Below are 12892 nucleotides of genomic sequence, written 5' to 3' on the forward strand. Positions count from 1 at the left end.
GCGCACCCGGTACCGCGGCACGGCGCGGGATCGCCGGCTGCCGCGGCGCGCCTTCGGGCACCCGCGGCAGCCGGCGGCGGCCACTGATCGTACCGATCGACAACCGAACCGGAGCACTCCATGAGCGTCATCCTCACCTGGGTCATCAACGCGCTCGCGCTGCTGATCATCACGTACCTCGTGCCGTCGATCCACATCAAGAGCTTCGGCACGGCGCTGATCATCGCGGTCGTGCTCGGCCTGATCAACACGGTGATCCGCCCGGTGCTGATCCTGCTGACGCTGCCCGTCACGATCGTCACGCTCGGGGTGTTCATCCTCGTCGTGAACGCGTTGTGCTTCTGGTTCGCGTCGTCGCTGCTGAAGGGCTTCGAGGTGTCGGGCTTCTGGTCCGCGTTCTTCGGTTCGATCCTGTACAGCATCGTGTCGTGGCTGCTGTCCGCCCTGATCTTCGGTCAGCGCGACATCGGCTGAGGCATGGGCTTGGTCCCTCAGAATCATGAAAACGATCGAACTCTCGTTTGAATTCTTCCCGCCGAAGACGGCGGAAGGCGTCGAGAAGCTGCGCGCCACGCGTGCGCAACTGCTGCCGCTGAAGCCGAAATTCGTGTCCTGCACGTTCGGCGCCGGCGGTTCGACGCAGCAGGGCACGCTCGATACGGTGCTCGACATGCAGAAGGACGGCCTCGAGGCCGCGCCGCACCTGTCGTGCATCGGTTCGTCGCGCGACAGCCTGCGCGCGATCCTCGACCAGTACCGCTCGTACGGCATCCGCCACATCGTCGCGCTGCGTGGCGACCTGCCGTCGGGGATGGGCGAAGTCGGCGAACTGCGCTATGCGTCGGAGCTCGTCAGCTTCATCCGCGCCGAGCACGGTGACTGGTTCCACATCGAGGTTGCCGGCTATCCGGAGTACCACCCGCAGGCGCGCTCGCCGAAGGCCGATCTCGAGAATTTCGCGCGCAAGGTGAAAGCCGGCGCGAATTCCGCGATCACGCAGTACTTCTTCAACGCCGATGCGTATTTCCGCTTCGTCGACGATGCGCGCAAGCTGGGCGTGGAGGTGCCGATCGTGCCGGGCATCATGCCGATCACGAACTTCTCGCAGCTGATGCGTTTCTCCGAGATGTGCGGCGCCGAAGTGCCGCGCTGGATCGCACGCCGGCTCGAGAGCTTCGGCGACGATCGCGAGTCGATCCGGGCGTTCGGCGCGGACGTCGTCACGAGCCTGTGCCAGCGTCTGGTCGACGCGGGCGTGCCGGGTCTGCATTTCTATACGCTGAACACGGCGGCCGCGACGCGGACGATCTGTGAACGGCTCGTCATGTAAGCGAGCTCACGCGATTGCATGCGTCAAAGCCCCGCCGGTTGTGCCGGCGGGGCTTTTTTTCGATGACGGCGGTGCGCGGCCGCGTGCGTCAGCGCTGCGCCTGCATCAGCGGCGGGCGGCGCTCGAACCACGGCCGCGCCTGTTCGAGCTGCCGGGCGAGCCGGAGCAGCAGCGCGTCGTCGGCGTGACGCGCGGCGAACTGCACGCCGATCGGCAGCCCGCGCGCGTTCCAGTAGAGCGGCACCGACATCGCCGGCTGGCCGGTCAGGTTGAACAGCTCGGTGCAGCCGGCCCACGTGAACGCCTTTTCCGACGACTTCGCGAGCAATTCCTTCAGCAGCGGCTTCACCGGCAGCGCGGCGAGCACCTTCATCTGCGCCGCTTCGAACGGCGTCGGCTGCAATTCGCCGATCTTCACCGGCGGGCCCGCGAGCGACGCGCACAGGATCGCGTCGTAGCGCGACACGAGGCCGGCTACCTGCACGGTGAGCTGGCGCTGCCATTCGAGCACGTCCGGCAGGCGCGTGCGCGCGAGGCGCCGGCCGACCACGGCCATCGCCCACGTCGCGGCTTCGAATTCGCCGCGCTTCGGCGTGCGGCCGGTCAGCGCACGCGCGCCGAGCACCATCTCCTCGGCGATCGTCGCCCACAACGTGAGGAAGGTTTCGGCGGCGCGCGCGTAGTTGACGTGCAGCGTCGCCGGCTCGACATGGTGGCCGAGCGATTCGAGCAGCGCGGCCGCGTCGTCGAGCGCCGCGCGCGTGTCGTCGGCGAGCGCCGGCGCGAGCATCGGGTCGAGCACGAGGCCGATCCGCAGCGGGCCGGGCGGCGTGTCGAGCTCGCCGAGGAACGTGCCGGGCGCGCCGGCCGGCAAGGTCTGGCCGGTCGTCACGTCGAGCAGCAGCGCGCTGTCGCGCACGCTGCGCGTGACCGCATGCTGGACGACCAGCTCGCCGTTCGACGGCAGGTCGACGAGTACCGGGTTGCGGCTCGGCTTCAGGCCGAACAGCCCGCAGCACGACGCCGGAATGCGGATCGAGCCGCCGCCGTCGGACGCATGCGCGATCGGCACGATGCCGGCCGCGACGGCCGCCGCCGCACCGCCGCTCGAGCCGCCGGGCGTGTGATCGAGATTCCACGGGTTGCGGCACGCGCCGAACAGTTCGGGTTCCGTGTACGGCATCTGGCCGATCTCCGACGTGTTGGTCTTGCCGAACACGTTGAGACCGGCCGCGCGGCTGCGCGCGATCACCGGCGAATCGTCGGCGGGCACGAAATACCGGTAGTGCCGGCTGCCCATCGACAGCGGCAGCCCGGCGACCGCCGCGCCGAGATCCTTCACGAGATAGGGAACGCCGGCGAACGGCGCGTCGGCGCCGCCGTCGGGTGTGGCGGCCGCACGCTGGCGCGCGGCGTCGTAGTCCTGCAGCACGATCGCGTTGATCGCGCCGTTCACGGCTTCGGCCTGGCCGATCGCGGCGTCGAGCAGTTCGCGCGGGCTCGCCTTGCGTTCGCGTACCAGTGTGGCAAGGCTGATCGCGTCGTGCGCGAGATAGTCCGAGTGCATCGCTGTCATCCCCGTTGTGACTCGTGGCGATGACAGCAGCATAACGCGGGCCCGGTGTACGGGGCCCGCGGCCGGCCGTTTTTAGAGGTGCTCGGCGAGGAAGGTCAGCGTGCGGCCGTGTGCGAGCGCCGACGCGCGCTGGTTGTACGACGCGCGGTCCGTGCAGTTGAAGCCGTGCTCGGCGCCCGGGTACACGTGGAACGACGCGTTGCCGTGGCCGGCGAATGCGGCCTTCACCTGGTCGACGGCCGCGGGCGGGATCGCGTGGTCGTTTTCCGCGTAGTGGAACAGGATCGGCTGCGTGACCTTGCCGGCGAGGTCGAGCGCGTTCTGGATGCCGCCGCCGTAGTAGGCCACGGCCGCGTCGATCTTGCCGGTCGCGGCCGCACGGTACGCGAGCTGGCCGCCGAAGCAGTAGCCGATCGCGGCGACCTTGCCGGCCACTTCGGGGCGCGCGCGCAAGGCATCGGCGGCCGCGCCGATGTCCGCGACCGCGAGACCCACGTCGGTCTTTTTCATCAGCTCGATGCCCTTGTCGCGATCCGCGCCTTCGTAGGTCAGCTCGACGCGCGGCTGCGTGCGCCAGAACACGTCCGGCGCGAGAGCGACGAAGCCGTCGGACGCGTACTGGTCGGCGACCGCACGGATGTGCGAGTTCACGCCGAAGATCTCCTGGATGATGATGACGGCGGGGCCTTTGCCGCGCTTGGGCAGCGCGAGATAGCCGCCGAAGCTGTCGTTACCGGCGGGGATGTCGATCCATTGGGCAGTCACGTTCTGAACTCCTGGCGAACGGGGTGCGCGAGGCGCCCCGGGGGTGAAAAGAGGGCGGCCTAGTGTGCCACCGATCGTCCGATGCTGCAGCGCACGCGAGCGCTTCTCGCGCAGCGATCGTTTCGATCTCGATTATTCATTTTTCGGCGCTGCGCCGCTTCGATAGAGTCGATGTGCCGGCCTTTACAAAGCGCTTTCGCGCACCGTCATCGAAGGATTCGCCATGTCTGCCCGCTCGTTTTCCACATCCTTTTCCGAACGCTTCGGTCTGCGCCTGCCGCTCGTGCAGGCGCCGATGGTCGGCGCGACCACGACCGCGATGGTCGCCGCCGCCTCGAATGCCGGTGCGCTCGGCAGCCTCGGCGCCGGCGCGCTCGCGCCCGAACGTATCGAGGCCGAAGTCTCCGCGATCCGTGCGGCGACCGATCGGCCGTTCGCGATCAACCTGTTCGTATTGCCCGATGAAGCCGCGCCCGACGCGGCGACCGTCGCGCGCGCACTGGCGGCGATCGACCCGCTGAATGCAACGCTCGGCCTGCCGCCGGGCACGGCGCCCGCGCGCTACGCGCCCGATTTCCGCGCGCAGCTCGATGTGCTCGTCGCGCTGCGCGTACCGGTCGCGAGCTTCACGTTCGGCGTGCTCGACGCGGCCGACGTCGCACGCCTGCATGCCGCCGGCACCTATGTGATCGGCACCGCGACGCACGTCGCCGAAGGGCTTGCGTGGCAGGCGGCCGGCGCCGATGCGATCTCCGCGCAGGGCGCCGAGGCGGGCGGCCATCGCGGCACCTTCATCGGTTCCGCCGATGACGCGCTGATCGGCACGTTCGCGCTCGTGCCGCAACTGGTCGACGCGACCGGCCTGCCCGTGCTCGCCGCGGGCGGCATCATGGACGGCTGCGGGATCGCGGCCGCGCTGGCGCTCGGCGCGCAGGGCGCACAGCTCGGCACCGCGTTCCTCACCTGCACGGAAAGCGCGATCGCGGCCGACTGGAAGGCGCGCCTGCTCGCGAGCGCCGACACGTCGACGCAGGTCACCCGCGCGATCACCGGCCGCCACGCGCGCGGGCTGCGCAACACGTTGATGGCCCGGCTCGGCGAACGCGTGGCCGACGCCGCGCCGTACCCGGTGCAGAACGCGCTGACGCAGCCGCTGCGCCAGGCCGCCGCGCGCGCGAACGACGGCGACTACCTGTCGCTGTGGGCCGGGCAGGGCGCACCGCTCGCACGACGGCGCGGCGATGCGCTGACGACGTCGCAGCTCGTCGCCGCGCTCGATGGCGAATGGCGTGCGGCGGCTGCCTGAATCGTTCATATCGGACGACGAAACGCGCGTTGTCACGCGCGTTTCATTCAATGATCACGGGCACAAAATACCGAATCGAAATGCCCCCGGAATGTTTTAAAACGACCTTTCAGCAAGCCACCTGGAATTAGCGGAAACCCTTATCCGGCGGGGCTCGCGGCGATATTCGAATCGTCATTCCAAAGCGTGCATATCGGTAGTGTTACCACTACCCCAAAAAAGTCCCACAAATTAATTTGATCACCTACACTTGCGCGCAAGTACGGACGGGCGGCCGCTAAAAGCGGCGGTTTTCACGTGCTTGAGGCCAAGTGCATGAACGATGCAACCGGCGAATCGTCCAGTGATTGCAAACACAGGGATGGCAGCGGGGCACCGGGCGATGGCGTTTTATTGGGACCGAAACTGGAGACTTACATGAATATCAAGATGCAAAAGCTGTTGCCGATCACCGCGGCCGCGATGCTGTGCGCTGCAGCTGCGGGCAACGCAGCGGCCGATCAAGTCGTCAAGATCGGCCACGTCGCGCCCTTGACGGGCGGCATTGCACACCTGGGCAAGGACAACGAAAACGGCGCACGTCTCGCAGTCGAAGAGATCAACGCCAAGGGTCTCACGGTCGGCGGCCAGAAAATCACGCTGCAACTCGACCCGCAGGATGACGCGGCCGACCCGCGGCAGGCCACGCAGGTTGCGCAGAAGCTCGTCGACGACAAGGTCGTCGCGGTGGTCGGCCACCTGAACTCGGGCACGTCGATCCCGGCCTCGAAGATCTACAGCGATGCGGGCATCGTGCAGATCTCGCCGTCGGCGACCAACCCGGCCTACACGCAGCAGGGCTTCAAGACCACGTACCGCGTGGTGGCCACCGATGCGCAGCAGGGTCCGGCACTCGCGAACTACGCGCACTCGAAGGGCATCAAGAGCGTGGCCGTGGTCGACGATTCGACCGCGTACGGCCAGGGTCTCGCGAACGAGTTCGAGAAGAAGGCCAAGGCGCTCGGCCTGAAGGTGATGTCGCATGACGCGACGAACGACAAGGCGGTCGACTTCCGCGCGATTCTGACCAAGATCAAGGGCGAGAATCCGGACGCGATCATGTACGGCGGCATGGACGCAACGGGCGGCCCGTTCGCGAAGCAGGCGAAGCAGCTCGGCCTGCGCGCGAAGATCCTCGCGGGCGACGGCGTGTGCACGGAAAAGCTGGCCGACCTGGCCGGCGACGCGACCGACAACGTGGTGTGTTCGGAAGCCGGTGCTTCGCTCGAGAAGATGTCGGGCGGCGCGGCGTTCAAGTCGAAGTACGAGAAGCGCTTCGGCCAGCCGATCCAGATCTACGCACCGTTCACGTATGACGCCGTGTACATCATCGTCGATGCGATGAAGCGCTCGAACTCGACGGATCCGGCGAAGATCCTTGCCGCGATGCCGGCGACGAACTACTCGGGCGTGATCGGCACGACGACCTTCGACTCGAAGGGCGACCTGCAGCACGGCGTGATCTCGCTGTACAACTACAAGGGCGGCAAGAAGTCGCTGCTCGACGAAGTGAAGATGTAACGATACAAGCGGTCAACAGAAGGGGTGAAAGCGCGCATGCGGCAACGCATGCGCGCTTTCTTTTGGGGCCGGCGGCTGCCGCGCCCCCGTCAGATCTTCAGCCGCGCGAGCACCTTCGGCGCGACGGCCGCGACGAGCGCCGCGCACAGCGCGACGACGGACAGCCCGATCGTCAGGTTCGACGCCTGCGCGACGGCGCCGATCACGACCGGACCGAACAGCATGCCGAAATACGCGAGCCCGGCCACGTGCGCGAGCCCTTCGGCTGCATGGATGCCTTTCACGCGAGCGGCAGCCGCGAACAGCACCGGCATCATGTTCGCGAGGCCGAGGCCCATCAGCGTGAAGCCGGTCAGCACCGTGGCCGAATACGGCAGCAGCAGCGCGCCGATCATCCCCGCGCAGGCGAGCGACGCGCTCGCGAACACGAGCTGCGGCGCGCCGAAGCGGGCGCGCACGGCGTCGCCCGCGAAGCGCGCGATGGCCATCCCGCCCGAGAACGCGGCATAGGCGGCGCTGGCGAGCGCGGGGCTCGCCACGACGACGTCGCGCATGTAGACCGTCGCCCAGTCGTACATCGCGCCTTCGGCGATCAGCGCGACGAGCGCGATGCCGCCGAGCATCCACAACGCCGGCGAGCGCCAGCGGTTGCCGCCGCCGTGCGCATGTTCGTGGTGTGGCACATGCGGCAGCACGGCCGGGCTGGCGATCACCAGCACCGTCGCGCTGGTCGCCGCCGCGAGCGCGAGATGCACGGCCGGCGCCATGCCGGCCGACAGCAGCGCGCCGCCGGCGGCCGCACCGGCCATCCCGCCGATGCTGAACATGCCGTGCAGCGACGACATGATCGGCCTGCCGATCGCAATTTCGACCGCGCTGGCCTCGGCGTTCATCGCGACGTCGAGCGTCGCCATCGAGAAGCCGAACAGCGCGAGCACGGCCAGCAGCAACGGATAGTCGGGCACGACGAGGATCAGCGCCGCGCAGGCCGACATCACGAGCCCGCCCGCGAGGCACGCGGTGCGCGAGCCGACGCGCGCGATCCAGCGCGCGATGGTCAGCATCGCGGTAATCGAGCCGACGGCGACCGCGAACAGCGCGATCGACAGCAGCCCGGGGCTCAGCGCGAACTTGTCGCGCACGGTCGGCACGTGCACGCCCCATGACGCGAACATCATGCCGGCGACGAAGAACAGCGCCATCGACGCCGCGCGCGCCCGCTGGCGGGCCGGTAGCGACAGCACGCGATGCGCGTCGGGCGGCGCGGCGAACGGGGACGACGATTCGGGGGAGGAGGATTCGGACACGGTGACGCTCATCAAAAGAAATGCACGGACGCACGCGGCGCCCGTCGGATCCGTCAGATTCTATCGAACCGCTTACGATCCTGCCGGGCGTTGGCCGTTCGGCCGATGATCCGGCGATTTCCCGGTGACCCGCGTTCGGCCGTATCGACTGCATAGGCCGTTCGACCGATGCGCGGCGCGCCGCGCCCGCGGGTAACATCGAAGCGCATGGCGTGCCCGGCGCGCCGCCTTTCGACCGCAGGAGTCCTCTTGAACATCGATCCCGCTCTCACCGTGCATCTGCTGCACCGCTGCGCGCTCGGCACGCTCGCCACCCATTCGCGCGATCCGCAGGGTTTCCCGTATCCGACGGTCGTCCCGTTTGCACCCGATGCAAGCCATCGTCCCGTGATCCTCGTGAGCGGCCTCGCGGAGCACACGCGCAACCTGGCCGCCGATCCGCGCGCGGGCTTCCTCGTCGTCGACGCGCCCGACGGCGACGTGCTGAACGCCGAGCGCGCGACGCTGCTCGGCCGGTTCGTGCCGCTCGGCGACGATCCGCACGTCACCGCGCGCTACGGTCGTTATGAGCCGGACGCCGCGCGCTATCTCGCGCTCGGCGATTTCACGTTCTGGGCGCTCGACGTCGAGCGGCTGCGCTATATCGGCGGGTTCGGGCGCATGGGCTGGGTCGACGGCACGCATCTCGATGCGCTGCCGCCGCTCGCGTTCGACGAGGAGCAGGCGTTATGGGACGCGTACGATGCCGGCGCTGCGCGCCGAGACGGGCTCGAATTGCTCGGCGTCGATCGCCACGGCGCCGACTGGCGACATGACGGCCGCCGCGTGCGTACGCCGTTTGATACGCCATTGGCCGATGCAGGCGAATTGCGCGAGCGGCTGATTGCGTGCGCTCGGGATGTGACGTGACGTCGCGGATACCGGCCGGTCCGCGCTTTGCCGTTTAGCGAGTCGCGCCATCCGATTTTCGTAAAACTGTCGTCCGATGAAAGCTTCTAATTTTCAAATGCAGGGTAATTGCGTATGTTGATAGACCTTATAGACAATCGCTAATGTCCTAATCTCTGTGTAGGAACGTAAAAATTTGAGAAAAGGCCGCGACCGGTCAAAATGACACGTGTGAATTCCAATTGATCTCGGGATTTTCGTGAATCTCGCTTCTATCAAATCTTTTTTGTGCTAATCTCTGCCTTCGAAAATCCGAGGCACATATATTTCAAGAATGGTGAGCTGGCTGCAGATCGGCGCCATTGGTCAGATAGAAAGGGAAACTATGTCTTCTTACAAGGACCTGCTGGCCCAGCGGGAGAAGCTGGAGAAGCAAATCGAAGAAGCAAAGTCGCGTGAATACGCTGAAGTGCTGAATGACGTGAAGCAGAAAATTGCCGACTACGGCTTTTCGCTCGCCGAACTCGGTCTCAGCCGCGCGAAGGCAGGTAAGGTTGGCCGTCCGCGCGCAGGCGTCGCCGCGAAATATCGCGATCCGGAAACGGGCGCGACGTGGTCGGGCCGCGGCAAGCCGCCGCGCTGGATCGCCGGCAAGAACCGCGAACAGTTTGCGATTTAAACGCTCGTTTAAGTAGCCTGCGCTTCAAAAGAGCCGCGTGTCCGTTGAGGAGCGCGGCTTTTTTGTTTTCAGCGGCCGCCAGCCACATGGCGCCGTCATGAAAATGTAATGATCCGGTGTGAATGGAAATGCGACCCGTTCGCATAAGCGATTGATTTGAATAAGAAATTTGTGGGTATTGGCGGAGTTCGCGGGGCGCCCTTGATAGAATCGGGTTTCGCACACCGATATCTCATATTTCATGTCCACGTTTTCCGGCGACGCGCAGAGCACAGATAAGCACGCGGTTGCGCGCAAGAGCACGTTCGTCAGTATTGTGCTGAATGTCGTGCTTGCGACATTTCAGATCGTCGTTGGCACGATTGCACATTCGCAGGCATTGATTGCCGACGGGGTGCATTCGATTTCCGATTTGATCTCGGATTTTGTCGTGCTGGTTGCGAATCGGCATAGCGGCGCATCGCCGGATGCCGACCACAATTACGGCCACAGCCGCTACGAGACCGTCGCCTCGCTGTTTCTCGGCGCTATCCTGATTGCGGTCGGCGTCGGCATGCTATGGCGGGCCGGCGACCGTCTCGTTAATCTCGAAAACATTCCGGCGGTCCATTTTTCCGCGCTGCTCGTCGCGCTGACGGTGCTCGTGTCGAAAGAGGCGCTGTTTCGCTACATGCTGCGCGAAGCGCGGCGTGTCCGCTCGGCGATGCTCGTCGCGAACGCATGGCATGCGCGTTCGGATGCCGCATCGTCGCTCGTCGTCGCGATCGGCATCGTCGGCAGCCTGGCCGGCGTGCGGCTGCTCGACCCGATCGCGGCGGCGATCGTCGGCTTCATGGTCGCGCGCATGGGCTGGACGTTCGGCTATGACGCATTGCAGGACCTCTCCGACCGCGCGCTCGATACGACCGATACGGCCGAGATCCGCGCGCTGCTCGCGGCGACGCCGGGCGTGCGCGACGTGCACGACCTGCGCACGCGCAAGATGGGCGATGCCGCGCTCGTCGACGCGCACATCCTCGTCGATCCGAAAATCTCCGTCTCCGAAGGGCATTACATCGCCGAGACCGCGCGTGCGCGCGTATTGACCGACCCGCGCGTGCTCGACGCGCTGATTCACGTCGATCCGGAGAACGACGCGGCGCGCCGTCCGGCGCTCGCGCTGCCGCCGCGCGGCGAGATCGTGGCCCGGCTCGAGGCCGCGCTCGCGCAGCGCGGGCTGCATGCGGCGGCCATCAACCTGCATTACCTGAGTACGGGGCTCGAGATCGACGTGACGCTTGCCTGCGATCCGCACGACACCGACGCGGCACTGGCCGGCCGGCTCGACGCCGACGCGCTGAAGCGCGAGTTCGGCGCGCGCCGGATCGGCTTCACGCGCACGGTGCCCGCGCAGGCGTGACCCGCCGCGGGCACACGAGATGGAAGGCCGCCGGCGCGCGCTTGCGCGTTACAGCGGCAGTTGCGTGTCGAACTTGATCTCGCGCAGCACGACGCTCGTGCGCACCTGCGACACGGCGGGGATCTTGAAGATGCGTTCGTGCAGGAACACGTCGTAGGCCTTGATGTCCGGCGCGACGATCTTGAGGATGTAATCGGCTTCGCCGGTCGTGCTGTAGCACTCGGTGACTTCCGGGCAGGTCGAGATCTCGCGCTCGAACTGCTCGACGCCGCCTTCGTTGTGGCGCGTGAGGTGCACGTGCGCGAGCGCGCAGACGTGCAGGCCGAGCTTCTCGCGATCGAGCAGCGCCGTGTAGCGCTGGATCACGCCCGACTGTTCCATGTCCTTGATGCGGCGCCAGCACGGCGTGCTCGACAGGCCGACCTGGTCCGAGATTTCCTGGACCGAACGGCGCGCGTCGAGCTGCAACAGGCGAAGGATTTTTTGCGAAAAGGAATCGAGCGTCACCTGCGCCTCCATGCGGCAGCTACAACATGCTGAATGTTAGAGGGCCGGGAAAGGAAAGGCAATCTGGCGTCGCGTTGTTGAGCGAGATTCGCTAATTTGCTCGCGGATCCGTGGGATTTTGTCCCGCGCCTGCGTGTTCCGACCGATCGGTGTCCGACACCGCGAGGCCGGCGAGCGCAGCCTGCTGGCGGCGCAGGTCGGCCAGCATGTTGCAGAACAGCGCGCCTTGCTCGATCGCGTCGTCGAGCGCGACGTGCGTATGCGGATGGTCGTCGAACCAGTGCTTCGGAAAGCGCGGCTTGATCGCCTTTCGGTACGGCAGGCCCGTCATCGCGAACGCGAGCGTCTTGATGTCGAGCGCCGACCACGAGAATGGGCAGCGGCCCGCGAAGCGCATCATGTACCAGAACATGAACGTGAAGTCGAAGCCGGCCGGCATCGCGACGAACACCGGCTTGCCGGGCAGCGCCTCGACCCAGTCGACGTACGCGAGCAGCGCCGCTTCGGGCGCCTGCAGGTCCTTTCGGCACGCGGCCCATGCTTCGGGCTCGGTCTTCCACCACGCTTCCTGCACCGGGTGCGCCTGCGCGCCCGGCAGCGTTTCGAGATTGGCCGAGAACGTCGCGATCAGCTGCTTGTCCTCGGTATAGGCGGCCGAGGCAAAGCTCAGCATCGAATGCGGGCCGGGAATCGGGCCGTCGGCCTCGACATCGGTGCTGACGTAGATTTCCGGGATGGCGGTCTGGTTCATCCGAATACCTTGTCGGACACGAACGGGTTCGTGCGGCGCTCGTCGCCGAACGTCGACACCGGGCCGTGGCCCGGCACGAACGTCACGTCGTCGCCGAGCGGCCACAGCTTCTCCTTGATCGACCGGACGAGATCCTCGTGGTTGCCGCGCGGGAAATCGGTGCGGCCGATCGAGCCGGCGAACAGCACGTCGCCGACGATCGCGACGCGATGCGCGCGGCTGAAGAACACGACGTGGCCGGGCGTATGGCCCGGGCAGTGATAGACCTCGAGCGTTTCGTCGCCGAACCGCACGGTGTCGCCGTCGTTCAGCCAGTGATCCGGCTCGAAGGTTTCGGCGGCCGGAAAGCCGAAGCGTTCGCTCTGCATCGGCAGCTTCTCGATCCAGAAGCGCTCTTCTTCCTGCGGCCCCTCGATCGGTACGCCGTAATGCGTCGCGAGCGTCTTCGCGCCCGCGCAGTGATCGATGTGCCCGTGCGTGAGCAGCACCTTCTCGACCTGCACGTTCTGCCGCGCGACTTCCTGTTCGATCCGGTCGAGATCACCGCCCGGATCGACGACGGCGGCGCGGCCCGTCTTCTCGCAGACGAGCAGCGAGCAGTTCTGCTGGAACGGCGTGACCGGAATGAGCGTGACTTTCATGGAGGCACCGGCGGCTAAAAGGAGCGATTGTACCGGTCGCGCGTGCCGCTTGCCGGTCGCGCGACGCGCGTCGCGGTGCACGCCCCGGGCATTCCCGGAGCATGTCGATTGTTACAGCCATAGTGAGAATCAATGGTCCCCGAAGGGTGCTTTTCGAGACAGCCTTTTGGTTTATGTATAATG

The 12892-nt window shown here is 66.5% G+C and carries 13 protein-coding genes; 7 read left to right on the forward strand and 6 right to left on the reverse strand.

Annotation, left to right across the window (positions count from 1 at the left end; genetic code table 11):
* Nucleotides 1-120: 120 nt before the first annotated feature.
* Both CFB50_RS01185 and metF read left to right on the forward strand, forming a co-directional pair.
* Nucleotides 121-474 carry a phage holin family protein gene (locus CFB50_RS01185; RefSeq protein WP_006477367.1) on the forward strand — a complete coding sequence of 118 codons (354 nt, stop codon included), beginning with the start codon at nucleotides 121-123 and terminating at the stop codon, nucleotides 472-474.
* A gap of 25 nt (nucleotides 475-499) precedes the next feature.
* Nucleotides 500-1330, forward strand: coding sequence for a methylenetetrahydrofolate reductase [NAD(P)H] (metF, locus tag CFB50_RS01190; protein WP_069246875.1), 831 nt, complete (start codon nucleotides 500-502; stop codon nucleotides 1328-1330).
* Nucleotides 1331-1418: 88 nt separating this feature from the next.
* Here the strand turns inward: metF and CFB50_RS01195 are convergent, their stop codons facing one another.
* Nucleotides 1419-2897 (reverse strand): amidase, encoded by a 1479-nt coding sequence (locus CFB50_RS01195; RefSeq protein WP_089444796.1) that lies wholly within the window; start codon nucleotides 2895-2897, stop codon nucleotides 1419-1421.
* A gap of 81 nt (nucleotides 2898-2978) precedes the next feature.
* Nucleotides 2979-3671 (reverse strand): dienelactone hydrolase family protein, encoded by a 693-nt coding sequence (locus CFB50_RS01200; RefSeq protein ID WP_089444757.1) that lies wholly within the window; start codon nucleotides 3669-3671, stop codon nucleotides 2979-2981.
* 223 nt (nucleotides 3672-3894) lie between these two features.
* Between CFB50_RS01200 and CFB50_RS01205 the strand changes: the two genes are divergently transcribed.
* Together CFB50_RS01205 and CFB50_RS01210 are read left to right on the forward strand one after the other, a co-directional pair.
* Complete coding sequence (locus tag CFB50_RS01205; protein ID WP_089444758.1) at nucleotides 3895-4977, forward strand: NAD(P)H-dependent flavin oxidoreductase; 1083 nt, start codon at nucleotides 3895-3897, stop codon at nucleotides 4975-4977.
* Between the two features lie 417 nt (nucleotides 4978-5394).
* On the forward strand, nucleotides 5395-6537 hold the full coding sequence (locus tag CFB50_RS01210; protein WP_089444759.1) for a branched-chain amino acid ABC transporter substrate-binding protein: 1143 nt from the start codon (nucleotides 5395-5397) through the stop codon (nucleotides 6535-6537).
* 89 nt (nucleotides 6538-6626) lie between these two features.
* Here the strand turns inward: CFB50_RS01210 and CFB50_RS01215 are convergent, their stop codons facing one another.
* Nucleotides 6627-7856 (reverse strand): MFS transporter, encoded by a 1230-nt coding sequence (locus tag CFB50_RS01215; protein ID WP_069246880.1) that lies wholly within the window; start codon nucleotides 7854-7856, stop codon nucleotides 6627-6629.
* Between the two features lie 237 nt (nucleotides 7857-8093).
* Between CFB50_RS01215 and CFB50_RS01220 the strand changes: the two genes are divergently transcribed.
* From CFB50_RS01220 to CFB50_RS01230, 3 genes are all read left to right on the forward strand, one after another.
* Entirely contained in the window at nucleotides 8094-8753 is a 660-nt protein-coding gene (locus CFB50_RS01220) for a HugZ family pyridoxamine 5'-phosphate oxidase (protein ID WP_089444760.1), read from the forward strand.
* A 364-nt stretch (nucleotides 8754-9117) separates the two neighbouring features.
* The gene (locus CFB50_RS01225) at nucleotides 9118-9411 is read left to right on the forward strand and encodes an H-NS histone family protein (RefSeq protein ID WP_006491875.1); all 294 of its coding nucleotides are present in this window, start codon (nucleotides 9118-9120) and stop codon (nucleotides 9409-9411) included.
* Nucleotides 9412-9652: 241 nt separating this feature from the next.
* Nucleotides 9653-10810 carry a cation diffusion facilitator family transporter gene (locus CFB50_RS01230; protein ID WP_089444761.1) on the forward strand — a complete coding sequence of 386 codons (1158 nt, stop codon included), beginning with the start codon at nucleotides 9653-9655 and terminating at the stop codon, nucleotides 10808-10810.
* A gap of 48 nt (nucleotides 10811-10858) precedes the next feature.
* Here CFB50_RS01230 and CFB50_RS01235 read toward each other — a convergent pair whose 3' ends face one another.
* The 3 genes from CFB50_RS01235 to CFB50_RS01245 all read right to left on the reverse strand — a co-directional run bounded on the left by CFB50_RS01235 (nucleotide 10859) and on the right by CFB50_RS01245 (nucleotide 12709).
* The gene (locus CFB50_RS01235; RefSeq protein WP_011882933.1) at nucleotides 10859-11329 is read right to left on the reverse strand and encodes an Lrp/AsnC family transcriptional regulator; all 471 of its coding nucleotides are present in this window, start codon (nucleotides 11327-11329) and stop codon (nucleotides 10859-10861) included.
* Between the two features lie 79 nt (nucleotides 11330-11408).
* On the reverse strand, nucleotides 11409-12068 hold the full coding sequence (locus CFB50_RS01240) for an exonuclease (protein ID WP_069246883.1): 660 nt from the start codon (nucleotides 12066-12068) through the stop codon (nucleotides 11409-11411).
* On the reverse strand, nucleotides 12065-12709 hold the full coding sequence (locus tag CFB50_RS01245) for an MBL fold metallo-hydrolase (RefSeq protein ID WP_069246884.1): 645 nt from the start codon (nucleotides 12707-12709) through the stop codon (nucleotides 12065-12067). Before CFB50_RS01245 ends, CFB50_RS01240 begins: the two co-directional genes overlap by 4 nt.
* Between the last annotated feature and the right edge of the window lie 183 nt (nucleotides 12710-12892).

Source organism: Burkholderia sp. AU33423, assembly GCF_002223135.1.
GTDB lineage: Bacteria > Pseudomonadota > Gammaproteobacteria > Burkholderiales > Burkholderiaceae > Burkholderia > Burkholderia lata_D.

Excerpts from the sequence above, each read along its gene's own strand:
- CFB50_RS01245 (WP_069246884.1), bottom strand. The coding sequence starts at position 12,709 with ATGAAAGTCACGCTCATTCCGGTCACGCCGTTCCAGCAGAACTGCTCG.
- metF (WP_069246875.1), top strand. The coding sequence starts at position 500 with ATGAAAACGATCGAACTCTCGTTTGAATTCTTCCCGCCGAAGACGGCG.
- CFB50_RS01225 (WP_006491875.1), top strand. The coding sequence starts at position 9,118 with ATGTCTTCTTACAAGGACCTGCTGGCCCAGCGGGAGAAGCTGGAGAAG.
- CFB50_RS01230 (WP_089444761.1), top strand. The coding sequence starts at position 9,653 with ATGTCCACGTTTTCCGGCGACGCGCAGAGCACAGATAAGCACGCGGTT.
- CFB50_RS01185 (WP_006477367.1), top strand. The coding sequence starts at position 121 with ATGAGCGTCATCCTCACCTGGGTCATCAACGCGCTCGCGCTGCTGATC.
- CFB50_RS01235 (WP_011882933.1), bottom strand. The coding sequence starts at position 11,329 with ATGGAGGCGCAGGTGACGCTCGATTCCTTTTCGCAAAAAATCCTTCGC.
- CFB50_RS01240 (WP_069246883.1), bottom strand. The coding sequence starts at position 12,068 with ATGAACCAGACCGCCATCCCGGAAATCTACGTCAGCACCGATGTCGAG.
- CFB50_RS01210 (WP_089444759.1), top strand. The coding sequence starts at position 5,395 with ATGAATATCAAGATGCAAAAGCTGTTGCCGATCACCGCGGCCGCGATG.
- CFB50_RS01215 (WP_069246880.1), bottom strand. The coding sequence starts at position 7,856 with ATGAGCGTCACCGTGTCCGAATCCTCCTCCCCCGAATCGTCGTCCCCG.
- CFB50_RS01205 (WP_089444758.1), top strand. The coding sequence starts at position 3,895 with ATGTCTGCCCGCTCGTTTTCCACATCCTTTTCCGAACGCTTCGGTCTG.
- CFB50_RS01195 (WP_089444796.1), bottom strand. The coding sequence starts at position 2,897 with ATGCACTCGGACTATCTCGCGCACGACGCGATCAGCCTTGCCACACTG.